Raw genomic sequence first — 26413 nt, 5'->3', positions numbered from 1 at the left:
TTTCTCTGTTTTGTGTACTAAAACAGAGAATTCTAAAAATCAGAATACTTTATTTTTTCTATTATTTTGTCCATGTTGTTGGTCTAAACGATAAATAAATGCAAATACTTCGGCCACAGCTTGATATAATTCTTCAGGTATCGACTCATTTAAATCTAATTGTCCAAGTAATTGCACAAGGTTGGGATCCTCATAAATCGGTACATCATGCTCATTTGCACGTGCTAATATGTTTTCCGCAACTTTCCCTTTTCCTTTTGCCACTACCGTCGGGCTATCAAACCTACCCTTCTGATAAGTAAGGGCAATTGCTTCTTTTCGAATAATTTTTTCATCACTCATATGCGGAAATCCACCCCGCTATGTCCCTCCTGCTGTTCTACTACAGTGAGTATTTTTTCAGGTTTAAGTTTAGCTTTTTCAAATTGTTTAATAAAAACACCTGATAGCTGATATTCTTTTTCTGCTAAGCCTGCTTTTAACGCCGCTTTTAGTGGCTCTGCAAGCGGGGAGATATCAACATTTTCATTGAATACCGTCACAGAAACGACACGATTTTGAACTTGCATATCAATAACTGTCTCTTGCATTGATGCCATTTGTAGGTAGAATAAAATGCGCGCATAATTGGCATCAATTTTACCATCATCCTTCATACGTCCGTTCCACTGTAGGGTTGCATCCATCTTTTTCCCAAAAAATTCAAGTGGAACTTGCATAACTAGTTGATGCTGATGTCCACTTTCACCGGATGCAAGTTGCATACCATTCATACGTGTCATTAACATTTCTGCCGCTTCCCTCAGTTGAGGAGTAACCTGCGCCTCCTGCAACAATGTATGAAGCTGCGGCTTTAATTGATGAGCAATCGACTGTAAATCAGCAGACTTATTAGCAAGCGCTGCCTCATAGCTAATTCCCAGACTTTTTAAGACCGTTTTAAGTGCATGTTCCATCGCTTTACTATCCATTGAACTTTGTACATGAGCATCTGCTTGTGTAAGTATTTGCTGAATCATTGGTTGTGGGGATTCAATTCCAGCCTTCACGAGATTACGCATCAATGCTTCGTTTTGGGTAGGCGTGACTAATTCACGGTTTACTAGGGACAATAATTGATCTTTTGATGATAAACCATTTGAATCTTGAGTAAATAAGCGTTCTGGTGTATTTTGGGCAAATGCCTTAATGAGATGTTCTTGCATTTGTTTTGCAAAAACTTCAAGTGCTTGCTTACTTGGCGGCAATTGACTAAATCTGTCGATTATTTGATGTAGTTGTTGCTTTTGTTCATTCGTTAATAAGTTTTGGCCTGTCGTCCATGTTTTTAGCTGTTCAATGAGCTGTGCTGTATTTTCAGGCTTTGCTGTTAAAATTGCTTGAATAGCCTGCCCTGCCTGATGCATTGTAGTTGGTTGTGTCTTTGAATTGTTTGCCATTAGCGTAGACCAATTTTGTAATGTCGCTTGCTGTGGTAGCACGCCAGCATCTTTCAAAACATGCAAAGCTTGTAAGCGCTCACTCATTGAGCCAGCATCATTACTCACTATTTGTATAGATTTTGCAAGCATTAAGCTGCCAGTTTCCACTTCAAACGGCTTGGCAATTGCTTGTACTTGTTGCATTAAATTTTGCTTTAGGTTTTCCGCTAACATTGTATCCTTAGCTAACAACTGTGCAAAGGCATCCATTGTAGCCGACATTCCCGCTGTTTTTTGCCCGCTGACAAGTGCTTGAAATATGTCATTGGTCATGGGCATTTTAAGCTCGACCATTTTTTGCAAAGCTAGTAATGCGTCTGCCTTCGATATGCCTTCTGGCAATGCTTTTAGCCACATCTCTGCTTGTATAAGTTGTTCCTTAGAAATCGGTATTTGTGCCTTCATAAAATGCGCTAACACTTGCTGCATTTCAGTTGTTTTAGGTAAATTCATCGATTCAAGTAACTGATTCATCTGTTGTGTCGGAGAGGTTGTTTGTGCCATGGGACCTGTGACAACCTTCAGCTCTGTTTGAGAGCTTGTACCTGTCACTTGAAAGAAATGAGCATCACCAGCTTTAAGAGGTACTTCAAGTTTTGCAATTAGTTTCTGGTTGCCCACTTGTATCTCTGCCATTTGATCTGGGAATAGTTGTTTAATGGTGCCATGAAACACTTGCCCTTGCTTTAATGCTAGGGGCTGGTTAGCTGGCGTTAATGCAGTTTGTTGCATTTGTATCGAATTAAATGATGTGGCTGTCATATTGATACTCCTTTCTTACATTGATTTTATGGGTTCAAACGACTTGCGATGATGTATCGTCGGTCCGTATGTTACAAGCGCTTCTAGATGTTGCTTCGTTCCATATCCTGCATGTTGCGCAAAGCCGTACATAGGAAATTCCTTGTCCAATTGTTCCATATACTCATCTCGTGCAGTTTTCGCTAAAATGGAGGCTGCTGCAATTGCTAGGCTTTTTGCATCTCCTTTAATAATGGCATCTTGTGGAATAGCAATCGGTAATGTCATCGCATCAACAAGTACATAATTTGGCTTTACAGACAACGTTTCCACACTCGTCTTCATGGATTGTTTTGTAGCTTCATAAATATTTAAAGCATCAATTTTTTCCGTTGATTGAAAATGAATAGAGTAACTGATAGCATGCTTTTTCACAAGTGCTGCAAAGGCATTGCGTTTATCCTTCGATAACTGTTTTGAATCATTTAAACCAACAAGTTCTTCACAGTCTTTTGGCAAAATAACGGCTGCTGTTACAACTGGCCCTGCTAGCGGCCCACGCCCTGCCTCATCAACACCAGCAATCAAAGCATCTGCCTCGCCATAACTTTGATCGAAGTCTATTTTTGCTTGATGTGCCAGTAATAGCTGTTGTTTTTTGTGCTGACACTTTTTCCAACTTAGCCAAGCCTTTTGCACACCTGCACGTTCATCGGTTGCAATCTCAGTCATCCATTCGTGCCAGTCCTCGGCCGTTTTCAATGCTGTAGTAATCTCTTTAATAGTTTTCATATGTTACTCCCTTTTATCACTCTATATCATTTATCGGCAACATGTGCCATTCCTAAAAGAAAAACTGTCACGCTCACAATTTATTGTGTGAGTATGACAGTTTTTTGCAAGTATTATTGCTGCTCTGCTTCCTTGTCAAGCTGTTCGTTAACAAAGTCAAATGTTAGTTTTCCTAGTTGTAAGCCACGAATATCACGCACGATAAGTTGTGCTACTTGGTCATAATCGATTTCGCCCCCTGTGCTAAAAACACGGCGTAGCTTACCAATATGATCGAAAGTTTCAACTAAATCTTCATGAATAAATTGAAAGCCATATCGCTCTTCCATACGTGTTGGATAATGATCCGATAAGAAGCGCAGACCATATACGGCCAAATCCTCCATATTTGTAATGGTATCTTTTATAGCCCCTGTTAACGCCAACTTATAACCTACTTCTTGATCTTCAAATTTTGGCCATAGAATACCTGGCGTATCAAGCAATTCAAGCTCTTTACCGACTTTTATCCATTGCTGTGCTTTTGTCACACCGGGCGTGTTACCCGTTTTCGCAATGTTTTTTTTGGCTAAGCGATTAATAAGTGTTGATTTGCCAACGTTTGGAATACCTACAATCATTGCACGAATGGCTCTTGGCTTCATACCACGGGCTTTCATGCGGTCAAATTTTTCTTTTAAAATTTCTTGGGCTGCTTTTGTTACAAGCTGTAAACCTTTACCTTCAAGGGAGTTGATGGCCACTGCTTTGTGTCCACGTTTCGCAAAGTACTCCACCCATTTGCGCGTTTCCTGTTCATCCGCCATATCTGACTTATTTAATATTAGCAGACGCGGTTTTTGGTTAATTACTTCATCAATCATTGGATTACGTGAAGATAATGGTAAACGTGCATCGATTAATTCAAATATTATATCTACTAGTTTTAATTTTTCTGTTACTTCACGTCGGGCCTTTGCCATATGCCCAGGGAACCATTGTATGGTCATTGCAATACCTCCTAATAAAAAAGCGCATTCCCGCCTTTTAGCACGCGACAAGCATTGGAGAGCCCGAAGCAAAACTTTGGAGTCAAAGTGATCTCAGCGTGCAGCGAGAATGCGAGACATTGTTAAGAAACTAATTCTTCTTTATACGTTAAGAAAAAGGGAGTGTTAGCCTCTCCCTTTCATACACTACTTTACAATTTTAATATCGTTAAATGGCCAGAAAATAAGGCTTGTATTGCCAATAATTTCTTTCTGTTCGACGATGCCAATATGCCGGCTATCCTTACTATAACGACGGTTATCGCCCATAACAAAAACATAGCCTTCTGGAATTACATCAAGCGAAACATCGATGTCCTTTAACGTAAAATCTTCTGTTAACGTACCTTCTGTAATTTCTGCTTTATAAGCATCTAAATATGGCTCGTCTATAGCTTCACCATTAATATATAATTGATCATCTTTATATTCCAATGTGTCGCCTGGTAACCCAATTACACGTTTAATGTAATTTTTTTGCTCCGGTGCATGGAACACAACGATATCAAAGCGTTTAGGTTCGCCAATTTTGTAACCGATTTTGTTGACAATCATACGGTCGCCATCTTCAAGGGTTGGCATCATGGACTCACCATCTACTGCAATTGGTGTAAATAAAAAATAACGAATAACTGCTGCAATCGCAAATGCAATTAAAAGCGCCTTTGTCCATTCCCATAATTCATTCTTTTCTTTCACTTGTTTTTCCATCGAGAATTGCCCCCTTGTCTATCTTCATTTTAGATGATAGCTATTTAAGATGACAAGCAAAAAGAAAAGGGGCTTGCTACACAAGCCCCTCACTTTTAAGTCATAATTATCGAATTTCTTTAATACGAGCAGCTTTACCACGTAAGTTACGTAGGTAGTAAAGTTTAGCACGACGTACTTTACCACGACGTACAACTTCTAAGTTAGCGATTTTTGGTGTGTGTACAGGGAATGTACGTTCAACACCTACACCGTAAGAAATTTTACGAACTGTGAAAGTTTCGCTAATACCGCCACCACGACGTTTGATAACTACACCTTCGTATACTTGGATACGTTCACGAGTACCCTCTACTACTTTCACGTGTACCTTAACAGTATCACCAGGACGGAAAGTTGGTAGATCAGTGCGAAGCTGAGCTTTAGTAATTTCTGTAATAATGTTTGACATTGTTTTCTCTCCTTAGACAGATGCTCTTGCACGCAATCTATGCCACAGCGGAACACCGTAATTCAGTACTTCACATAGAAGTACAAAATAGATGTTATCACAAATACTCCATGCAAGCAAGCATCATTATTGTTCATTTTTTAGTTTTTCGAGATACGCTTTCTGCTTGTCCGATAATGGATACTGTTCGAATAAATCCGGGCGACGCTCAAATGTTCTTTTTAATGACTGTTCCTCACGCCATTGTTCAATTTTTGCATGATTACCTGACAGTAAAATATCAGGCACTTTCATGCCACGAAATTCTGCTGGGCGTGTATAATGCGGATGCTCAAGTAGACCCGTCGAGAATGAATCTTGTATATGTGAATCCTCTTGTCCTAAGACGCCAGGTAAAAGGCGGACAACACTATCAATAACTGTCATGGCACCTAACTCTCCACCAGTTAATACAAAATCTCCAATTGAGATTTCATCTGTCACAAGATGCTGACGTATACGTTCATCATAGCCTTCATAATGTCCGCATAAAAAAACTAATTCTTCTTCTTGAGCTAGCTCTTCTGCCTTTTTTTGTGTAAAGCGTTCACCCTGTGGGCACATCAAAATGATACGTGGCTTTTTTCCCGCTGTTATTGCCTCTACAGCGCTAAACATCGGTTCTGGCTTTAACACCATCCCCGCGCCACCACCATATGGATAATCGTCCACCTGATTGTGCTTATTGCCTGAATATACACGGATATCTGTTACTTCTAACTGTACAGCACCTTTTTCCTGTGCCTTTTTTAAAATCGAGGCACCAAACACACCTGTAAACATATCTGGAAATAGGCTTAATACATGAACATTCATCATAGCAAGCCTTCCATCACGTGTATAACGATTTTCTTTTCTTTCACATCAATATCTTTTACGATGTCTTCGATGTATGGAATGTAATGCTCTTTTTTAGCATCTTTTACAACCCATACATCGTTTGCGCCTGTTTGGAGAATATCCTTCACTTCTCCAATCATTTCACCTTCTTCAGATACAACCGCACAGCCAATAATTTCATGGAAGAAATATTCATTTTCTTTTAATAAATCATCTGCCATTTGATCTTTGGTAACTTTTAGCATACCTTCTTTAAAAGGCTCTACCAAGTTGATGTTGTTCATGCCTTCAAATGTTAGCAAGATAAAATTTTTATGGCGGCGTACTGATTGAATTGTTACCCACGTTGGCTTTTTATCGTCTTTTTTGAACGCCGCAAGTTTATTACCCACTACAAAGCGTTCCTCTTCAAAATCTGATGTCGATAATATACGTACCTCACCGCGAATACCGTGCGTATTGACGATACGGCCTACATTAAACCATTCCATCCAATTTCACCTCTATGCAATCTTTTTGCTATCCGTACTATATAAAAAAGGAAGGAACCAGCAAGCTCCCTCCTCCTTTGTTCAGATTTTCACACAACACGCTCAAAGTCACTTTGAGTCCTTTCAACACATAGAAGCACGGTTGTCAGGATTCTCCAAGCTTGAGGCCGACACGATGCCGGACATTGGGATAATACCACATTGGATGCGGAGCTACTATCCCTCGTGTAAACGAGCGTGAAAATCTTTTCTATTCAATCCAATATATCGACGTAAGTCTTTTTTTGATGGTGACTACCTGCCGCTGAATAAACAATTGTACGAATCGCTTTAGCAACCCGCCCCTGTTTGCCTATGACTTTCCCTCGATCCTCTGGATGAACAAAAAGTTTATAAACAACTCGATTTGCATTTTCGTCCGTCTCAATACGGACTTCTTCTGGATAATCGACTAACGGTAAAACGATTGCTTCAATCAGCTGCTTCAAAGACGTCTCCCCCGATTATTTACTGAATTTTTGGTTATGGAATTTCTCCATGATACCTTGTTCTGAGAACAGGTTACGCACTGTATCTGATGGTTTTGCACCGTCAGTTAACCATTTAAGAGCTTTCTCTTCATCAATGTTTACAGTAGCTGGTTGAGTTAGTGGGTTGTAAGTACCAACTGTTTCGATTTGACGACCGTCACGTGGTGAACGAGCATCTGCAACTACGATACGATAGAAAGGAGATTTTTTAGCTCCCATACGTTTTAAGCGAATTTTAACTGCCATTTTAATAGCACCTCCGAATAAGTTTCACACAAGATAGTATATTATCAATGTTTGTGATGTTTGTAAAGTGTTTTTTCTTAACACCTAAAAAATATTACTTAAATAATGAATCAAAGCCTGGTAATTTCATTTTTTTCTTACCTTTACCTGTTGCCATACCAGTCATTTGCTTCATCATTTTTTTCATTTCATCGAACTGTTTCAACAGACGATTGACCTCTTGAATCGACGTACCAGACCCTTGAGCAATTCGTTTTTTACGACTACCATTAATGATTTCTGGATTCGTTTTTTCAGCAGGCGTCATCGAGTAAATAATTGCTTCAACGTGACCCATTTGCTTATCATCAACTTTAACATTATCTAAGCCTTTGATTTTGTTTGCGCCTGGTAACATTTTTAAAATTTCATCCAGTGGGCCCATTTTCTTCACTTGTTGCAACTGCTCAACAAAATCATCTAAAGTGAAGCTTTGTGTTTTGAACTTTTCCTCTAGTTCTTTTGCTTTTGCTTCATCAACATTTGCTTGCGCTTTTTCAATAAGTGATAAAACATCACCCATACCTAAAATACGAGACGCCATACGCTCTGGGTGGAACGGCTCAAGTGCATCCATCTTTTCACCCATACCGACGAACTTAATCGGTTTCTGTGTCACTGAACGAATTGATAATGCCGCACCACCACGTGTATCCCCATCAAGCTTCGTTAAAACAACGCCTGTTATGCCAACAGCCTCATTAAAGCTTTCCGCAACATTTACTGCATCTTGACCTGTCATAGCATCCACAACAAGGAACACTTCGTCTGGTTCTTTTAACGCACGAATATCTTTTAATTCTTGCATTAAATCTTCATCGATATGCAAACGACCTGCTGTATCAATAATAACAACATCATGATGCTCTTCTTTTGCCAGTTCTATTGCTTGACGAGCGATTTCTACAGGAGATACATCAGTGCCTAATGCAAATACAGGAAGCGATAATTGCTTACCTAATGTTTGTAATTGTTGCACCGCCGCAGGACGATAAACGTCAGCCGCAACTAATAATGGTTTACGATTGTATTTCTTACGTAACACATTCGCTAATTTTCCAGAAGTCGTCGTTTTACCTGCACCTTGTAGGCCGACCATCATAATAACAGTTGGTGGCTTGGTATTAAATTTAATCGGGCTTTGTTCGCCACCCATTAGTTGCGTTAATTCGTCTTGAACAATCTTAATAACCTGTTGACCCGGAGTTAAGCTTTGCATAACGTCCACGCCGACAGCACGTTCACTTACTTTTTTAACAAATTCTTTTACTACTTTTAAGTTAACGTCCGCCTCGATTAAAGCAAATCGGACTTCACGCATCATTTCTTTGACGTCTTGCTCCGATACTTTCCCTTTACCTTTAATCTTTTGGATCGTCACTTGGAGTCGTTCCGCTAATCCTTCAAAAGCCACTGCTTTCGCCTCCTAATCCCATTCTTTCAATTGTTCAATAAGCGTTAACTGTTGCTCAGCTGTCATACTTTTTTCCGTAATCCCTGCTGTTAGCTGCGCTAGCATTTGTGTGCGTTGCTTAAATTTTTCAAGTAAACATAGTTTTTCTTCATATTCTTCAAGCATCGCTTCTGTTCGACGAATATTATCATAAACAGCTTGGCGTGAAACTCCATATGATTCAGCGATTTCTCCAAGCGAGTGATCGTCTAAATAATAAAGTTCCATATAACTTCTTTGCTTATCTGTTAATAATGCTTGATAAAAGTCGAAGAGAAAGTTCATGCGTGTTGTTTTTTCAAGTAGCATCGAATATTTCTCCCCCTGTTGTTAGTCATTTGTATCATAACGAAAAGCGCCCATCTGTGTCAAGGTAATCTCCTTGTCTAAAAGCCCTATATAGCCGATACCAGGCGTTTTCCACCTTTAGCTAGTATTTCCCTTTTAAACAATGTGATTCGCCTTTTCACAGACGAGCGTATCATCAATCCATTACGTCGCCGCATAATTCGTTTGGATGGCAAGTACAGCACAACAAACTGACCATTGTGCTACTTTCTCTGAGCAAGCATTTTACCACTGTCGCTTCGCTATAAACATTAATCCTCGTTATTTTGTAATTCCTTATCTAAACCATCAGCAAATAATCCATATACATAGCGTTCTGCATCAAATGGCTGTAAATCATCCATCTTTTCACCCAGACCAACAAATTTCACCGGAATGTGTAATTTATTACGAATGGCTAGTACAATACCACCTTTAGCCGTACCATCAAGTTTGGTTAAAACAATACCTGTCACATTTGTTGCTTCTTTAAACGTTTGCGCCTGAACAAGAGCATTTTGACCAGTTGTCGCATCTAGCGCTAGTAATACTTCATGCGGTGCATTTGGTACTTCACGTGAAATTACGCGATGTACTTTTTCAAGTTCATTCATTAAATTCACTTTATTTTGCAAACGACCTGCTGTATCACAAATTAACACGTCAGCATTACGATTTTTCGCCGCACGAATTGCATCATACATCACTGCCGCAGGATCCGATCCCTCAGATTGTTTAATAACTTCACAACCAACGCGGTCTCCCCAGACTTGTAATTGATCAATTGCGCCAGCACGGAAAGTGTCTCCCGCAGCTAATACGACGTTCTTACCTTGTGTTTTTAAGCGATGGGCAAGTTTACCAATCGTTGTCGTTTTCCCTACGCCGTTCACGCCGACAAATAAAATAACGGTTAGTTCACCCTTAGGCTGTATGTTGAGGTCAATTAAATCTTCTTCGCCTTGCTCATAGATTTCCACAAGCTTTTCGGAAATAATTGCTTGAATGCCATTTGTATCTTTAATATTTTTTCGTTGCACTTCATAGCGTAATTTATCCATCAGTTCCATCACAGTTTCGAAGCCGACATCCGCTTGCAATAATAGATCTTCTAATTCCTCAAAGAAATCTTCATCCACTTTTCTGTAACGGGCAACTAAATCATTCACTTTTGAAGTAAATGAATTACGCGTTTTTTCAAGACCAGCCTTAAATTTTTGAGTAATGGACCAGGCTGATGGTTTTTTCTCTATATCGGTATCTTCGACAGGTTGCTCCTCTACAAGAGCAATTTCCTGCACTTCTTCTTCATTTAGCTCTTCAACTACAGCCGGTGTCTCCACTATGAGAGGTTGCTCACTTACTGGTACGTCCTCTACCTTCGCTTCAACGACTTCTTCTACAGTCGTTTCTAATTGAGCAGGTTCTGTTAGGTCAACTTGCTGCTGTGCGGTAGACTCTTCTTCGTTGACATCCACTACTTTTTCTTCTTCTTCAGATGGATTGCCCATCAACTTATCTTTTAATCGTTTAAAAAAACTCATGCTTGTTCGCTCCTTTGCTCCGCAAGTACGGGTTCATCTTCTAATTTTACTGAAACAAGTTTTGATACGCCCGATTCCTGCATTGTAATACCATACAGTACATCAGCCCCTTCCATTGTACCTTTACGATGAGTAATAACAATGAATTGTGTATCAAGGCTAAATTTCTTCAAGTATTCGCTATATCGAACAACATTGGCCTCATCTAATGCTGCCTCTACTTCATCTAGAATACAGAATGGCACTGGGCGGATATTTAAAATCGAGAACAATAAAGCAATTGCCGTCAGTGCTCGCTCACCACCAGAAAGAAGGCTTAAATTTTGTAATTTCTTTCCAGGTGGTTGTGCAACAATTTCAATACCGGTTTCAAGCATATTGTCTGGCTCAAGTAACGCTAAATCCGCCTGACCTCCACCAAATAGTTCACGGAATACTAGTTTGAATTGCTCCCGAATCGCATAAAATGTATCACTAAAGCGTAGGGTCATTTCCTCATCCATTTCCTTTATAGCTTCATGTAAAGTTTCCTGTGCCGCCAGTAAATCCTCACGTTGCTCAGTTAAAAATGAATGACGTTCTAGTACACGATCATATTCCTCAATAGAACTTAAGTTAACAGGACCTAGTTCTTCAATTGATTTTTTCAACAGCTTAACGCGACGACGCATATGCTCTTCATCTTCAATCGTAAGAGCTTCATGCATCGCTTCTTCAAACGTTAGCTGATAATTTTCTTCGAGCTGTTCATTGAAATTATTCATTTCAAATTCTACGCGATTACGCTTTAATTCATTCGCACGTATTGCTTCAAGGTAGCCTTTATGTATACGTTGCATTTCCTTCAGCTGTGCTTCCAATGATGTAAGTTCTTGTTGTTGCGCAGTTTTTTCTTCTTTTTTCTGTGAAATCGTAATCTGTAACGATTCACGTCTCGATTTCCAAGAAGCAACCTGCTCATCCACTTCTTCATCACTTAGTAGTTTTGTCGATTCATCCGATTGAAGCCAGATTATTTCCTGAGAAATATTGTCGACTTTTTGACGAGCTTTGTTTAATTGTATAGCAAGCTCTGCGGTCGCTATTTGTACTTGTGACATTTGCTCCTGTATCACCGCTAATTGCGAGCGTTTCTCTGCCGATTGTTCGCGAAGAACATCTTTTTCTGTTTCGCTTTGTAACTTCACCTTACCTAGCTGTTCAACAGTTTCATTAATCGCTAATAGTTCAGTTGCAAGAGTTGCTAACCGTGCTGTTGCGACTTCTTTTTGTGCAAGTAGTCCTTCTTCTCGTGTTTTAACATCCTGTGTTTCATTCGATGCAAAAGAAACTCGTGCAGATAAGCTTTTTTCAACAACCTCTAATTCTCGAATACGACTCGCCTGTTGCATTTCCTCTTTACGCAATTGCTCGCCATCTAGTTTCAGTTTCTCAACAGTTTCACGCAATGTCGCAAGGCTCTCTTTTTCAACTGCCACAGCCTGTTCAGCACTATAAATTGACGTTTCTAATGCTTCTAACTTTGCAATTAAGCCATCTAATTCCGCTTTTCTAGTAAAGAGCGAAGATTGTTGCTTCGCTGCACCACCTGTTAACGAACCGCCCGCATTGACAATATCGCCTTCTAGAGTTACTACACGATATCGAAAACCACATAAACGGCCAATTTGGCTAGCTCCTTCTAAATTCGCTGCGACTATTACATTACCTAGCAGGTTTTCGACAATTGAACGATTCTCTTCATCAAATGTAACGAGTGCATCCGCCATTTGTACAAAAGCCGGGTGCTCAGTAGCGAGCTGTATAGCGGACAGATTGATTTTACGTGACTTCATCACGGTTTTCGGTAAGAATGTCGCACGACCAGCTCTTTTTTGTTTTAACCAATGAATGGCCTGCTGTGCATGATGCTCATTCGTTGTCACAATATGCTGGGAGGCAGCACCTAATGCCGTTTCAATAGCCTGTGAATACTTACTATTGACCTGTACTAATTCAGCAACTGCACCTTCAATTCCTTGCAACTCACCCTTATCACGCGCTAACAATACTTCTTTTACCCCGTGAAAGAATCCTGAGAAATCAGATTCTAGCTCGGCTAGCGTATCTTTTCTAGCTTTCAATTGTTGCTGATGTTGGTACGCTTTATAAAGCATTTCTTGTTTGTCGTTAAAGGATGTATTTACTTGCTTTAGCTGTATCTGCAGTGTTTCGAACTTCTCTAACTTATGCTGTAACTCGTTCGTGGTAGCAGTATACGCTACAGTAAGCGTTTCTTTTTCGCCTACAATCTGTTCAAGCTCCAGACCAAATTCATCGGTTTGGTCTGTCATACGTGCAGCCATTGCTTTTTGTTGAGCTAATTGTTGGTCAATATTTTTCAATTCATTTTTTACAGTTGCTTCTTCGTTTAACGAATCGATATAACGATTTTTTTGCTCTTCAATTTCTTGCTCTATTTCTGTGACAGAACGATTTAACGATTGCTCTAATTGCTTAATGATGTGCTTCAGCGCTGATACTTCTTGCTGTTTTTCAGTAAATAGCTCTTTCTTATCAAGTTCTTGAACAGTCAGCGTCTCCACTTCATCCTTCGCTTCCTGTAAAGATGTATTTAACTGTAATAGCTGGTTAGAAGTGTTTTGACGCTTTTCTGCCATCAAGGCTTTACGACCATCCCAACGCTCCACTTCCATTGTCGCATCAACAAGATCGGATTGACAGGCGTCTAATAAGTCATCTAGTTCTTTCAAATGCTTACGAATCTCAGTTGACTTTGTCTCTAGAGCCAAAATATTCTTCGCTTGCGATTGTTCTGTTTCAGATAGTTGTGTAAATTCTTCCTTCAGAGCATGCAAAGATTGTGCACAACTTTTTAAATCGTGCACAAGAATCGCAATATCAAAATCCTTTAACTCTGTTGACATTTGCACATAGTCTTTTGCGCTAGAAGCCTGAATAGCTAAAGGTTCTAGTCGACCATCTAACTCATGCAAAATATCTAATACGCGGTATAAGTTTTCATCTGTTTCTACAAGCTTATGCTCCGCTTTTTTCTTGCGTAATTTATACTTTAATACGCCTGCCGCCTCTTCAAAAATTGATCGGCGGTCATCAGGTCTGCTATTTAATATTTCATCGACACGGCCTTGTGAAATAATCGAAAAAGCTTCTTTACCAAGACCCGAGTCCATAAACAAGTCCGTAATATCCTTCAGGCGACACTGCTGGTTATTTAGTAAATATTCACTATCACCTGAACGGTATACGCGTCTTGTTACACTTACTTCTGTATATGGAAAAGCGATTTGCTCATCAGTATTATCTAAAATCAACGTTACCTCTGCAAAGTTCAGTGGCTTTCGAGAGTCACTCCCAGCAAAAATAACATCTTCCATTTTTGCTCCACGTAACGACTTTGCCGATTGCTCTCCGAGTACCCAACGAATAGCATCGGTCACATTACTTTTTCCGCTGCCATTTGGTCCGACAACAGCAGTAACACCTGGTACAAAATCAATACCAATGCGCTCCGCAAAAGATTTAAAGCCAATCACTTCCAGTCGTTTTAGGAACATATTAAGCCTCCTCTTTAGCAGACTGCGCACGCATAGCATGCATAGCACATTGTGCAGCTTGCTGCTCGGCTTCTTTTTTTGATTTTCCTCGACCAATACCAAGCTCTTGTCCATTTAGTAACACGCTCGATACAAATGTACGATTATGGGCAGGACCCTTCTCATCGATAATTTCGTAATGTAGAAGGCCATTATTCGTTTGTTGCACCATTTCTTGTAACTGACTCTTGAAATCCATCACATGCGAAAAAGCACCGATTTCTACCTTTGGGAACACGACTCGTTCTAAAAATGTCACGACCGTTTGTAAGTCCTGATCTAGATATAGGGCACCTACAAATGATTCAAATACATCTGCAAGTAGCGCTGGACGTTCCCGACCACCTGTTAATTCCTCACCTTTTCCAAGTAACACAAAGCGACCAAAGCCTAATTCATTTGCAAAAATAACAAGTGACGGCTCACAAACAATTGACGCACGCAGTTTCGTTAATTCGCCTTCGCTCATATGTGGGTATTTCTCAAAGAGGTATTTAGAAACAGATAGTTCAAGTACAGCGTCACCTAAAAATTCTAGACGCTCATTATCCGTAAACAATTTACGGCGATGCTCATTCACATAAGATGAATGTGTGAATGCTTGATACAATAAATTTTTATTTAAAAATGTGATATTCAATTCATGCTGTAACAGCTCGAATTGATTGCGTACTTTCTCAGGAAGTACGCCTGATTTCTGCATAATTCCTTTTCTTTTCATAGCCATTGAACAATCTGCCTTCCTAATAGTTTCTACCGTATTAGTGTACCTTTTTCAAGGCGTTTATGCAAAAGTATTTCCACCAAAATGCAATGTTTTGGAAATTTTTTCACAAATTGATTTAGAAAATGAAAAAAGGCACGTTCTGCGTTCGATAAACGAACCATTACGTACCCTTTCAAATACACCTTGCCGTATTGGCAAACAGATTTTGAACTGTGCTTGCAATTCAAAATCTGCGACATCTGCCAAAGGCTTTAACTTTATTCAGCTAACGTTGACTGCTTATTGATTAAACTGAATATGCATTCATTTCTGCACCCATCAAGGTGAACGACTGCTGCTGAATAAAGTTAAAACAAAATTAGCTTATTTTACTTTCGATGTATGAAATTGCAGTACCAACCGTTGAGATTTTTTCAGCATCTTCATCAGAAATTTCCATATCGAATTCATCTTCAAGCTCCATAACAAGCTCAACTACGTCTAATGAGTCAGCACCTAAATCATCACGGAAAGAAGCTTCAAGTGTTACTTCGCTTTCTTCTACACCTAAACGGTCCACGATTACTTTTGTTACTCGTTCTAATACAGTAGTCAAATCTTTCACCTCCCCTCACATGATTATACAAAAAATCAATTTCTATGCCCATTACATATTATTACATCACCATGCCGCCGTCTATATGTAACGTCTGACCAGTCATATAGTTAGCATCGTCTGAAGCTAGAAAAACAACTGCTTTAGCAATATCTTCTGGCTGACCAAGCTTCGCTAACGGAATTTGTGTAAGCATGCCTTGTTTTAATTCTTCTGGTAGCTGATCTGTCATTTCTGTTTCAATAAAGCCTGGTGCAATAGCATTAACTAAAATATTACGAGACGCCAATTCCTTAGCAGTTGTTTTTGTCAAACCAATAACACCTGCTTTGGCAGCAACATAATTGGCCTGCCCAGCATTGCCTGCCACACCAACTATCGACGAAATATTAATAATACGTCCTGTCCGTTGCTTCATCATTTGACGCGTTACCGCTTTTGTACAAAGGAAAACACCCTTTAGATTCGTGTCTAAAACATCATCCCATTCGTCTTCTTTCATACGCATCAATAAATTATCACGTGTAATACCCGCATTATTGACTAAAATATCAAGTGAGCCAAATGTTTTGACTGCCGCATCCATTAACGCCGTAACTTCTTCAGATTTTGAGACGCTTGCTTGTACTGCAATCGCCTCACCACCATTCGCTTGAATTAAAGTAACAACTTCCTCAGCTTTTACCTGCGAGCCACTATAATTGACTACAATTTTAGCTCCCTCTTCAGCAAGCTTCAACGCAATCGCACGTCCTATCCCTCGTGAAGCACCCGTTACAACCGCTACCTTACCATTTAATTTATGCATTGATAGTCCACTCCTTTGACGCTTCTAATAGTGCTTCTAATGATGCTTCATCATACACACAATACGTTGCCACAGATCGATCTATTTTCTTCACTAAGCCACTTAAAACTTTGCCCGGTCCACATTCGATAAATACCTCAACGCCCTTAGCAATCATTTCACGAACAGAAGCTTCCCACTGTACAGCACTGTATACTTGTTCCACTAATTCATGTTGAATCGCAGAAACATCCTGTAATTCATTCGCCATAACGTTGCCTATTACCGGGATTTGTGGCGCGGATAAAGCAATATCATCTAATGTTACACGTAATTTTTCAGAAGATGGTCGCATTAATTCTGAATGGAATGGACCACTTACTACTAATGGAATCGCACGTTTTGCACCCGCTTCTTTTGCTGCTACAGATGCTTTTTCAACGCCTTCCTTTGTACCAGAAATGACAATTTGACCTGGACAGTTAACATTGGCTACCTGGACAGCATCTCCCGTAGCTGTTACCTGTTCAGTTACATCATGTAATGCATTCAATTCCATTCCAAGAATAGCCGCCATTGCACCTTGCCCTGCCGGTACTGCTTCGTTCATATATAAACCGCGTTTGTGTACAACAGATATGGCATCATCGAAAGACAGCACACCTGCAATAACTAATGCACTATATTCGCCAAGGGAATGACCAGCTGCGAAATCAGGCGTAACGCCAGCTGCACGCAATTTCTCTGCTACCATTACACCTGTCGTTAATAGCGCCGGCTGTGCATTGTATGTCAACGTCAATTCCTCTGCTGGTCCCTCTAACATTAACTTTGATAGTGCAAATCCTAAAGCCTTGTCTGCATTTTCATAAAATGCTTTGCTCTCTGCCGCGTTTTCTACAAATTCTTGCCCCATCCCAACTGCTTGTGAGCCTTGGCCAGGAAAAATAAATGCAATTTTCGTCATTTGTCATGAATCCCCTTTGTTAGTCAATTTCTATGCGACGCACTGTGTCAGTAATCGTTGGTATGACTGTATGCTCTACCATCGTATTAGCTTGGCGAATCGCACTAAAGATTGCTTTGCCATTTGATGAGCCATGAGCCTTAATAACAGGTGCTTGCAGGCCAAATAACCCTGCTCCACCATACTCTGTGTAATCCATTTTATTTTTTAAGTCACGTAAATTATTTTTCATAAGTGCCGCTGAAATTTTTGTTTTTGTAGAAGACATAAACGCCTCTTTCAACATCGTAAATAACGCGCCAGCTGTTCCTTCAATCGATTTCAACACCATATTACCCGTAAAACCGTCTGTCACAACAACATCCGCAACCCCTTCAAGTAAATCACGCGCTTCTACGTTACCGATAAAGTTCAATTCGGCTTCTTTTAGTAATTCGAAAGCCGCCTTCGTTAAATCATTGCCTTTTTTATCTTCTGTACCGATATTTAAAAGTCCAATACGTGGCTTTTGAAGTCCCCCAACCTTTTTAGCGTAAATATCGCCCATTATTGCATATTGCAATAAATGTTCAGGTCGTGCATCCGCATTCGCCCCTAAATCAAGCATTAAAAATCCTTTGCCATCAAGTGTTGGTAATGTCGTTGCTAAAGCTGGACGTGCGATTCCTTCAATACGACCGACTTTAAATAAACCACCTGCCATTAATGCACCCGTATTGCCAGCCGATAGACATGCATCAGCCTTACCTTCCTCCACTGCATCCATCATTCGCGCCATTGATGAGTCCTTTTTACGTCGAACAGCACGTGCCGGATCGTCAGTACCTTCTACCACTTCTTCACAATGAACAATCGTTAGTCGATCATGCATTTTTAAAAATGGCTCAAGCTTCTCTTGCTGTCCATATAATTGAATTTCCAAATTTGGAATTTGATTTAATGCCAATAAAGCACCTTCCACAACTGATTTTGGTGCGTTGTCGCCACCCATTCCATCAAGCGCTAATTTCATGATTGTTCACCTTTACCTTTCGTGCGGTACATATCAAATTCGCCAACAAAGACTGTTTCACCGTTAACAGTAGATAGTACCTCCACTTTCGTACGATGATGTCCATCATCTCTTCCGATAACGACAGCCTTCGTAATAACACGATCTCCGGCTTTCACAGGTTTCACAAATGTAATATTGGAGTGCACTGTTAAGGCCAGTTCATCATCAATAACCGCTACCGCTAATGAGTTTGCCTGTGCAAATAAATGATGTCCGCGCGCGATGCCATTGCGCTGAAAAACATGTTCTTCTTTTACGTCAAAAATAGATAATGCACGACTATCTAATTCAATATCAATAATTTCACCGATTACTTCATCAATCGGCAAAGATTTCACTTCATTTTCATAGGTTTTCGAAGCCACATCTTTAATTCGTTCACGCAATTCAGGAATTGCTAATTCCATACGATCTAAACGAATCGTTTGGACACTTACCTGAAACTCTGATGCTAGCTGTTCATCTGTGACGAATGGATTTTCCGCAATCGTTTCAGATAGTAATCGCTGTCGCTCTTTTTTCGTTCGTCTCAACGTCATTCGCCACCTTTTTAGTTGTTATTAGCACTTGGTACTAATATCAGTATATAGAGTATAAAAAAAGAATGCAAGACCTGTTTTCAAAAACAGTGCTTGCATCCCTCTTAATCAAAGCGTTCACCTAGTAAGACACCTGACGTTTCTAACATTTGGCGCAAATATTTATAAGCCTCATCATGCCAAAACGCATCACTTTCAATCATGTCAGTTGCATCTTTCCGTGCAGTTTCAAGCGTTCTATAGTCATGCACTAAATCTGCCACTTTAAAATCAGGCAAGCCACTTTGTTTGCGCCCAAAGAAGTCACCCGGTCCCCGTAGCTCCAAATCTTTTTCAGCTAGTCGAAAGCCATCATTTGTTTCTGTCATCGACTGCATTCGCTCTTTACCTTCATCTGATTTTGGATCGGCAATAAGTACACAATACGACTGATGTTCGCCACGACCAACACGGCCACGTAGCTGATGCAATTGCGCTAAGCCGAAACGCTCAGCGTCGTAAACAACCATAAACGTTGCATTCGGTACGTTGACACCAACTTCTACGACCGTAGTAGAGACAAGCACTTGAATGTCACCTTCACTAAATGCACGCATTACCTCATCTTTTTCATCCGCCGGCAAACGACCGTGCATCAACCCCACTTTATGGCGTCCATTAAAATGCACTGCAAGCTGCTCATATATATCAACCGCATTTTGCACGTCAAGCTTGTCTGACTCTTCAATAAGCGGACAAATGGCATACGCTTGTCTCCCTGCTGCCAGCTCCAACTCTAATTTAGATAAGACAGAACTAAGTTGTTCCTTTTTCATCCAATGTGTTTCAATTTGCTTACGCCCCGCTGGCATTTCATCAATCATCGACACATCCATTTCACCAAATGCCGTAATGGCAAGTGTTCGCGGTATTGGCGTTGCTGTCATAAAGAGCACATCAGGATTTTCACCTTTATCACGTAATATCCTACGTTGCTCAACCCCAAAACGATGCTGTTCATCGGTTATCACAAAGCCTAGATTTCGAAAAATCACATCTGGCTGAATAAGTGCGTGCGTACCGATGACAATATCTATTTCGCCTTTTTCCAGCGCTTCCAAAAGCAAGCGGCGCGCTTTCGTTTTTGTCGAGCCTGATAACAAAGCTATACGTATACCAAATGGCTCGAACCACGCGATTAAATTTTCCGCATGTTGTTCAGCTAAAATTTCAGTTGGTGCCATTAACGCCCCTTGAAAGCCTGCAGTGACAGCTGCATATAAACATATAGCCGCAACAACTGTCTTTCCTGAGCCAACATCTCCTTGAAGCAAGCGGTTCATACGATGTGGTTCTTTTAAATCTTTGCAAATCTCATTAACGACCCGTTTTTGCGCCCCTGTTAATTCATACGGTAATGAATCAATAAATTCACGCACCTTTTGCAAATCAAATTGCACCACCGTACCATGCTCACTATCTTTTCGTATTTTGCGTAATGCTTGGATACGTAGCTGAAAGTTTAATAATTCCTCGTAAGCAAAGCGTCTTCTTGCCTGCTTTGCATGTTGTGCATCCACCGGAAAATGAATACCCTCAAGCCCGTCCCGCATTGATACAAGCTTATACGATGCTTGTAAATGTTCTGGTATCGCATCTGGTAATTCTACGGCAAAGTCATCAAGTACCTGTCGCATATATTTACGAAAACGTTTTTGCGGTATCAAACCTTTAAGGCTATACACGGGTTCAAAATCTACTTGACCGGTTTTTGGACCAAAAGTTACAGTCGTTCCATTAATAACTTGTCTTCCTCGATCCCATTTCCCAGTTACGGTAATCATAGAACCTGGTACAAGCTTTTGTTTTAAATAGTTTTGGTTAAAAAATACAACTTTCACTAAATGACGTCCTGCTAGCACAGTCACTTGCAAACGGGATTTATTTCGTCCTAAGAACAGCACAGTCGGCTCACGTTCCACTTTACATTCAACAGTGACCCGCTCATTATGTGGCGTCTGTGCTAGATCTTTTAAACGAAAATCCTCGTGTCGATGTGGAAATGTCCACAATAAATCGGATAGTGTCTCGATGCCTAATGCTTCTAGATGCGCTGCTGTTTCTTTCCCGACTCCCTTTAAATCAGAGACGGGACTGATTAATTCAGTCACCTTGCACGACAGCTCCTCCGAATATCTTCGCCGCGAGTGCCTTCCCTGTTGGTGTTGCTGCTAGACCACCACGCGCCGTTTCTTTTAAATTCGGACTCATCGACAAGCCGATACGATACATTGCTCCTATTACTTCATCACAAGGGATGCGACTCGTTACACCTGCAAGTGCCATATCTGCAGCCACCAGTGAGTTTGCAGCTCCCATCGCATTACGCTTCACACAGGGTACTTCTACCAATCCTGCTACTGGATCACATACGAGCCCTAGCATATTTTTGAGTGTAATAGCGAAACCTTCTGCACATTGCTGCGGTGTACCACCTGCCATCTCCACAATAGCTGCAGAAGCCATACCTGCGGCTGAACCAACCTCTGCCTGACAGCCACCTTCAGCACCTGAAATAGAAGCATTATTGGCTACAACGAAACCAAAAGCACCCGATGTAAACAAATAACGAATCATTTGTTCACGTGTTGGATTTAGCTTATTTTTCACTGCAAATAATGTACCTGGTACAACACCCGCTGAGCCAGCTGTCGGTGTTGCACAAATTGTACCCATCGCCGCGTTGACTTCATTTGTTGCAACCGCTTTACTAACGGCATCTAACAATAAATCCCCCGATAGTGAATTCCCTTGTGCAATATAATTTTGTAGCAGTACGGCATCTCCACCTGTTAAACCTGTCACAGACTGTACGCCATTTAAACCACGCTCAACTGCTTCTTCCATAACTGTTAAATTACGGTCCATTTGCTGCATGATCTCTTCGCGTGTCCGTCCACTTATTAACATTTCTTGCTCTATCATCAGTTCTGAAATTAATTTACCTTCTTGTTCTGCACGCGCAACAAGCTCGCGTACATTGTGAAACAATACGTCCATATTGTCACGCCTCCTTAGTTATTAATTTTCGACACTTTCGTAATATATGGAATTAACGAAATCTGCTGTAATATTTTTTCTTCAATGTTTTGATCAACCTCAATCACCATAAGAGCCGTTAAACCACGTTCAATACGTGAAACCTCCATATGACCGATATTCACATCATGCATAGCCAAGCAGTTTGCAACATTGGCAATACAGCCAGCACGATCATCATGCACAACAAGGATAGCTGGCATTCCACCAGTTAAACGTAGTTTGAAGCCATTAACCTCACTTACCTCTATTTTACCACCGCCGATAGAAATTCCAACTATCGACATCTCCCCCTCATCATCTCCAAGGACAAGACGGGCCGTATTGGGATGTTCTGTATTGGCCGTTTCTGGAATGAACTCAAACTCTAATCCTGCTTTTTCAGCGTCCGCAAACGCTGTTTTAATACGCTCATCAAATGTATCATAATTTAATAAGCCTCCAATTAATGCTACATCTGTCCCATGCCCTTTATACGTTTCAGCAAAAGAACCGTATAAATGAATCTTCACCCATTTCGGCTGTCTTCCAAACAAATCTCGTGCAACTCTTCCGATACGCGCTGCACCTGCCGTATGAGAGGAAGAAGGCCCAATCATCACTGGTCCAATAATATCAAATACCGATGTAAACTTCATACAAGCACCCCTCTATTCTATTCATATAATAATATTTATTTTTACTTATATCATGCTTGATAGTTACTATAAAAGTAAAGCACTACTTTATCAACTTTCAGAAAATTAACACTACTATAACTTCTTCTTTGTACATGGTCGACTATTTATGTCTTTCTCTCTAATACAGTCATTTCTAAATACCACTGAACCAATATTTGTAAACACTTTGTCCTCTAGATAAATACATTCAGTTACCTCTTTCTTGCTATTCCAGTGATATTCTTATATTCAATATCCCTTAGCCATAAACAAAAGCAGTACACGACTTGTGCACTGCTTCGCTTGATTCATCTCAAGGTTACTGTTAATTATTCTACAGAAATAATATACGGATATAATCCTTGTTTACCATTAAATAGCTCAACTTCTATATCTGGATAATTTTCTTCGATAAATTTCACTAATGTCGCTGCGTTCTCTTCTGTCGTATCCTCACCATAAATAATCGTTACGATTTCAGCATCTTCATCAACTAAATCAGTGATAACTTTCTCCGCAGCATCTTTTAAAGCGGGTGTTGATAACACAATTTTCCCTTCCGCAAGTGCCATGAAATCATCTTTATGAATTTCAACGCCATCAATTGACGTATCACGAACAGCATAAGTTACTTGACCTGTTTTCACGTTTGCTAAAGCATCTGTCATTGTTGTTTGGTTCACTTCTACAGTCGCTTCCGGATTAAATGATAAAATCGCAGCCATTCCTTGAGGAATAGTTTTTGTCGGTACAACCGCCGCTTCAATATCAAGAAGCTCAACAGCTTGTTCCGCTGCCATCACGATATTTTTGTTGTTTGGTAATATCAACACTTTTTCTGCACCAATTTCTTGGACAGCTTTTACAATATCCTCAGTTGAAGGGTTCATTGTTTGTCCGCCTTCAATGACATAAGAAGCCCCGATTGAACGAAGTAATTCAGCAATGCCCTCTCCCATAGCAATCGTCACGATGGCATATGGATGTTTTTCAACTTTTTTTGTTGAAACAGGTGCTTTATGGTCTTCACCAACAATTGCTGAATGTTGTTCACGCATATTATCGACTTTAATTTTAATGAGACTACCATATTTTTGACCCATAGCTAAAACAGCCCCTGGTTGTTCAGAGTGAATATGGACTTTGGCAATTTCCTCATCTGATATGACAAGTAATGAATCACCTAGTGGATTCAATTCATTACGGAATTGTTCCTCACTAAACGGTTCTTTATCTTCTTCAAAACGCACCATAATTTCCGTACAATAGCCGAACTCAATATCTACTGTGTTCATGAAGTCTTGCGCTCTGTGATGTTCTGCATTGATTAAATCATCCAACGTAGCATCGTTCTTCTTAGGTAGTGGCTCGCCTTTCAAGGAAGCTAAGAAACCTTCGTAAACAAATAGTAATCCTTGCCCGCCACTATCTACAACGCCAACTTCTTTAAGTACTGGAAGTAGGTCAGGAGTACGTTCCAGTGAAGCCTTAGCTTCCGCAGTGAAAGCCTCCATCACAGCGATGATATCGTTTTCAGTATCCGCTACTTCGACACCCTTTTTCGCAGCTTCGCGCGCAACAGTCAAAATCGTACCTTCAACTGGCTTCATAACCGCTTTATATGCTGTATCCACGCCTGCTTGGAAGGCACCTGCAAAGCCCTTAGCATCGATTGTAGCTTGTTTTTCAATAAATTTACCAAAGCCACGGAAAAGCTGCGATAAAATAACCCCAGAATTCCCACGAGCACCCATAAGTAAGCCTTTTGATAAAGCTTGTGCCGTTTTCCCAATATGTTCTGATGCTTGAAGTTCTGTTTCTTTTGCCCCAGATGTCATCGATAAGTTCATGTTTGTTCCTGTATCACCATCTGGTACTGGGAATACATTTAATGAATCTACATAATTTGCATTTTGGAATAGATGATGCGCTCCCATTTGCACCATCTCTGCAAATTTTAATCCGTCTAATGACTGCATTCGATTTAGTTCCTCCTCTTACACATTCGCTACACGAACGCCCTGCACAAAGATATTGACAGATTTTACGCTCATACCTAATGTTTTATCCACTGTATATTTCACTTTCGATTGTACTTGATAAGCAACTTCCGAAATCTTCGTTCCGTAACTAACAATAATGTACATATCAATATGTAAATCTTCGTCTTGTTGTCGAACAACAACACCTTTAGTAAAGTTCTCTTTACGTAAAATATCAGTTAGACCATCACGAATTTGATGTTTAGATGCCATGCCAACGATACCGTAGCATTCTATAGCAGCGCCACCAGCAATTTGTGCAAGTACATCCGTTGAAATATCAATTTGGCCGAATTCGTTATTTAATTCAATTGACATAGAAATGCCCCCTTGGCTCTTTTTGACTAAATTATATTGTACCACTTTGGATATACATTAAGCAACCTAGGAAGCCCTGAAAGCGCATCGCATCAACGTTCTAAGCTTTTATTAGGCAAAATTATACAGGCCAACATACTTCTTCTTCGAAAACTACTGTTTTTACATGAAAATGATTTCGGTTGTATTGCTTCACAGTATACAGCGCTTAATCAGCTAGAGCACAACAGGTTTGAATATGTTGTAAATTAAAAACTTTGGCATGACACATCCATATGCTGACGGTCATCAGCAATCGGTGAATGTTCATGACGAATTTTCAGGTTACGTACTTCTTGTAAAATTTCCTCACAAACATGTACTGTAAAATGTTGTGCATGCTGACTGACGATGACAAATTCTTCTCCTCCCCATCGTGCCGCAAATGCATTATACTTTAAGGAAATTTCACCCAAAAGACCAGTGACTCTAATCAACGCTTCATCCCCATGTAAATGACCGTAATAATCATTAAAATTTTTAAAAAAATCAATATCAATAATCATAAATATTAGCGTCTTCAATTTATTAAGTGTTGCACCATATGTTCCAATTTGTCATTAAAAGCCCGACGATATGGTAAGTTTGTTAAGGAATCACGAAGTGCTTGTTCTGTTAGTTCACTATTTTTTTCCGCTAACAATTTTGATAGTTGCTTTGATTTTGTTATTTCTTCCTCCAACAAAATATGCTCCTTTGTAAACTGCTTTTGCATTTTATAAATACGATGTTGAATAACTAAACCTATCGGTACAATTAGAGACATTGGTAGTATCACTTTAATACTCTCTCCTGTCATCCCTACATTCAAAAAAGCGCTATTAAAATAGTTGGAACCGTTATTAAAACCGCCAAAATCATTTTACGCAATGATAACGCAAATACGCTACACAGAATTTTAAAAAAGACTTCATAAAGTGCTGCATGATTAAAGTAATAAACATCCATTACCGTAATACCAGTTATCAATAAAATTGTTATATATATATAGCTTAACAATACATATTCATATTTATGTATATTCAGTGAATTAACATGTATTCTTTTTTCTTTGACAAATAGTAAGACCGCTAAATTTATATAAAACATTACTGTGTGAATGGCGATATAGGACGGTTCCATCACTCTTTCCTTTATTGAGAAAAAGACCTCTCCAAAATGAATAAATGTTACGATAGCCGATATATACATCAATGTCCAAGCTACTGTTCGCATTCGTTTTAAATTCAGTTGGATCATTTCTTTTCGTAAAGATAGAGCTAGATTTTCCGTAATATC

The 26413-nt window shown here is 39.9% G+C and carries 27 protein-coding genes; all 27 read right to left on the bottom strand.

What is annotated here, in order from left to right; translation table 11 throughout:
• Positions 1-39: 39 nt before the first annotated feature.
• On the bottom strand, positions 40-342 hold the full coding sequence (locus tag ACOMCU_RS04715; RefSeq protein ID WP_010858427.1) for an EscU/YscU/HrcU family type III secretion system export apparatus switch protein: 303 nt from the start codon (positions 340-342) through the stop codon (positions 40-42).
• Complete coding sequence (locus tag ACOMCU_RS04710) at positions 339-2243, bottom strand: hypothetical protein (protein ID WP_421049549.1); 1905 nt, start codon at positions 2241-2243, stop codon at positions 339-341. The genes ACOMCU_RS04715 and ACOMCU_RS04710 overlap by 4 nt, the downstream gene beginning before the upstream one ends.
• Positions 2244-2258: 15 nt before the next feature.
• On the bottom strand, positions 2259-3014 hold the full coding sequence (locus ACOMCU_RS04705; protein ID WP_421049548.1) for a ribonuclease HII: 756 nt from the start codon (positions 3012-3014) through the stop codon (positions 2259-2261).
• Between the two features lie 113 nt (positions 3015-3127).
• Complete coding sequence (gene ylqF, locus ACOMCU_RS04700; protein ID WP_010858424.1) at positions 3128-4003, bottom strand: ribosome biogenesis GTPase YlqF; 876 nt, start codon at positions 4001-4003, stop codon at positions 3128-3130.
• A gap of 186 nt (positions 4004-4189) precedes the next feature.
• Entirely contained in the window at positions 4190-4753 is a 564-nt protein-coding gene (lepB, locus tag ACOMCU_RS04695; protein WP_010858423.1) for a signal peptidase I, read from the bottom strand.
• A 106-nt stretch (positions 4754-4859) separates the two neighbouring features.
• Positions 4860-5204, bottom strand: coding sequence for a 50S ribosomal protein L19 (rplS, locus tag ACOMCU_RS04690; RefSeq protein WP_010858422.1), 345 nt, complete (start codon positions 5202-5204; stop codon positions 4860-4862).
• Between the two features lie 126 nt (positions 5205-5330).
• A complete protein-coding gene (gene trmD, locus ACOMCU_RS04685; protein WP_421049594.1) occupies positions 5331-6059 on the bottom strand; it encodes a tRNA (guanosine(37)-N1)-methyltransferase TrmD in 729 nt (242 codons plus the stop codon).
• On the bottom strand, positions 6059-6574 hold the full coding sequence (gene rimM / locus ACOMCU_RS04680; RefSeq protein ID WP_010858420.1) for a ribosome maturation factor RimM: 516 nt from the start codon (positions 6572-6574) through the stop codon (positions 6059-6061). The genes trmD and rimM overlap by 1 nt, the downstream gene beginning before the upstream one ends.
• Positions 6575-6828: 254 nt before the next feature.
• The gene (locus ACOMCU_RS04675; protein ID WP_421049547.1) at positions 6829-7062 is read right to left on the bottom strand and encodes a KH domain-containing protein; all 234 of its coding nucleotides are present in this window, start codon (positions 7060-7062) and stop codon (positions 6829-6831) included.
• A gap of 15 nt (positions 7063-7077) precedes the next feature.
• Positions 7078-7350 (bottom strand): 30S ribosomal protein S16, encoded by a 273-nt coding sequence (rpsP, locus tag ACOMCU_RS04670; RefSeq protein ID WP_010858419.1) that lies wholly within the window; start codon positions 7348-7350, stop codon positions 7078-7080.
• Between the two features lie 94 nt (positions 7351-7444).
• A complete protein-coding gene (ffh, locus tag ACOMCU_RS04665; RefSeq protein WP_421049546.1) occupies positions 7445-8803 on the bottom strand; it encodes a signal recognition particle protein in 1359 nt (452 codons plus the stop codon).
• Positions 8804-8815: 12 nt separating this feature from the next.
• Complete coding sequence (locus ACOMCU_RS04660) at positions 8816-9151, bottom strand: putative DNA-binding protein (RefSeq protein ID WP_010858417.1); 336 nt, start codon at positions 9149-9151, stop codon at positions 8816-8818.
• A 290-nt stretch (positions 9152-9441) separates the two neighbouring features.
• Positions 9442-10713 carry a signal recognition particle-docking protein FtsY gene (gene ftsY / locus ACOMCU_RS04655; protein WP_421049545.1) on the bottom strand — a complete coding sequence of 424 codons (1272 nt, stop codon included), beginning with the start codon at positions 10711-10713 and terminating at the stop codon, positions 9442-9444.
• A complete protein-coding gene (gene smc / locus ACOMCU_RS04650; protein WP_421049544.1) occupies positions 10710-14291 on the bottom strand; it encodes a chromosome segregation protein SMC in 3582 nt (1193 codons plus the stop codon). The genes ftsY and smc overlap by 4 nt, the downstream gene beginning before the upstream one ends.
• 1 nt (position 14292) lies before the next feature.
• On the bottom strand, positions 14293-15057 hold the full coding sequence (rnc, locus tag ACOMCU_RS04645) for a ribonuclease III (protein ID WP_010858414.1): 765 nt from the start codon (positions 15055-15057) through the stop codon (positions 14293-14295).
• Positions 15058-15415: 358 nt separating this feature from the next.
• On the bottom strand, positions 15416-15652 hold the full coding sequence (acpP, locus tag ACOMCU_RS04640; protein ID WP_010858413.1) for an acyl carrier protein: 237 nt from the start codon (positions 15650-15652) through the stop codon (positions 15416-15418).
• A 61-nt stretch (positions 15653-15713) separates the two neighbouring features.
• The gene (gene fabG / locus ACOMCU_RS04635; protein ID WP_010858412.1) at positions 15714-16460 is read right to left on the bottom strand and encodes a 3-oxoacyl-[acyl-carrier-protein] reductase; all 747 of its coding nucleotides are present in this window, start codon (positions 16458-16460) and stop codon (positions 15714-15716) included.
• Positions 16453-17406, bottom strand: a complete 954-nt coding sequence (fabD, locus tag ACOMCU_RS04630; RefSeq protein WP_010858411.1) for an ACP S-malonyltransferase — start codon at positions 17404-17406, stop codon at positions 16453-16455. The genes fabG and fabD overlap by 8 nt, the downstream gene beginning before the upstream one ends.
• A 19-nt stretch (positions 17407-17425) precedes the next feature.
• Entirely contained in the window at positions 17426-18418 is a 993-nt protein-coding gene (plsX, locus tag ACOMCU_RS04625; RefSeq protein WP_010858410.1) for a phosphate acyltransferase PlsX, read from the bottom strand.
• Entirely contained in the window at positions 18415-18993 is a 579-nt protein-coding gene (gene fapR, locus ACOMCU_RS04620) for a transcription factor FapR (protein WP_010858409.1), read from the bottom strand. Before fapR ends, plsX begins: the two co-directional genes overlap by 4 nt.
• Before the next feature lie 110 nt (positions 18994-19103).
• The gene (recG, locus tag ACOMCU_RS04615) at positions 19104-21149 is read right to left on the bottom strand and encodes an ATP-dependent DNA helicase RecG (protein WP_421049543.1); all 2046 of its coding nucleotides are present in this window, start codon (positions 21147-21149) and stop codon (positions 19104-19106) included.
• Positions 21142-22038 carry an L-serine ammonia-lyase, iron-sulfur-dependent, subunit alpha gene (sdaAA, locus tag ACOMCU_RS04610; protein WP_010858407.1) on the bottom strand — a complete coding sequence of 299 codons (897 nt, stop codon included), beginning with the start codon at positions 22036-22038 and terminating at the stop codon, positions 21142-21144. The genes recG and sdaAA overlap by 8 nt, the downstream gene beginning before the upstream one ends.
• Positions 22039-22052: 14 nt before the next feature.
• Positions 22053-22715, bottom strand: coding sequence for an L-serine ammonia-lyase, iron-sulfur-dependent subunit beta (gene sdaAB, locus ACOMCU_RS04605; protein WP_421049542.1), 663 nt, complete (start codon positions 22713-22715; stop codon positions 22053-22055).
• A 350-nt stretch (positions 22716-23065) separates the two neighbouring features.
• Positions 23066-24715, bottom strand: coding sequence for a DAK2 domain-containing protein (locus tag ACOMCU_RS04600; protein WP_010858405.1), 1650 nt, complete (start codon positions 24713-24715; stop codon positions 23066-23068).
• An 18-nt stretch (positions 24716-24733) separates the two neighbouring features.
• Entirely contained in the window at positions 24734-25096 is a 363-nt protein-coding gene (locus tag ACOMCU_RS04595; protein ID WP_010858404.1) for an Asp23/Gls24 family envelope stress response protein, read from the bottom strand.
• Positions 25097-25344: 248 nt separating this feature from the next.
• Entirely contained in the window at positions 25345-25641 is a 297-nt protein-coding gene (locus tag ACOMCU_RS04590; RefSeq protein ID WP_010858403.1) for a GGDEF domain-containing protein, read from the bottom strand.
• Between the two features lie 14 nt (positions 25642-25655).
• Positions 25656-25913, bottom strand: coding sequence for a hypothetical protein (locus tag ACOMCU_RS04585; RefSeq protein ID WP_010858402.1), 258 nt, complete (start codon positions 25911-25913; stop codon positions 25656-25658).
• Between the last annotated feature and the right edge of the window lie 500 nt (positions 25914-26413).

Source organism: Lysinibacillus sp. UGB7, assembly GCF_049058285.1.
Lineage (GTDB): Bacteria > Bacillota > Bacilli > Bacillales_A > Planococcaceae > Lysinibacillus > Lysinibacillus sphaericus_B.
The sequence above is the reverse complement of the archived record's forward strand: the minus strand, read 5'-3'. Positions and strand labels throughout refer to the sequence as shown.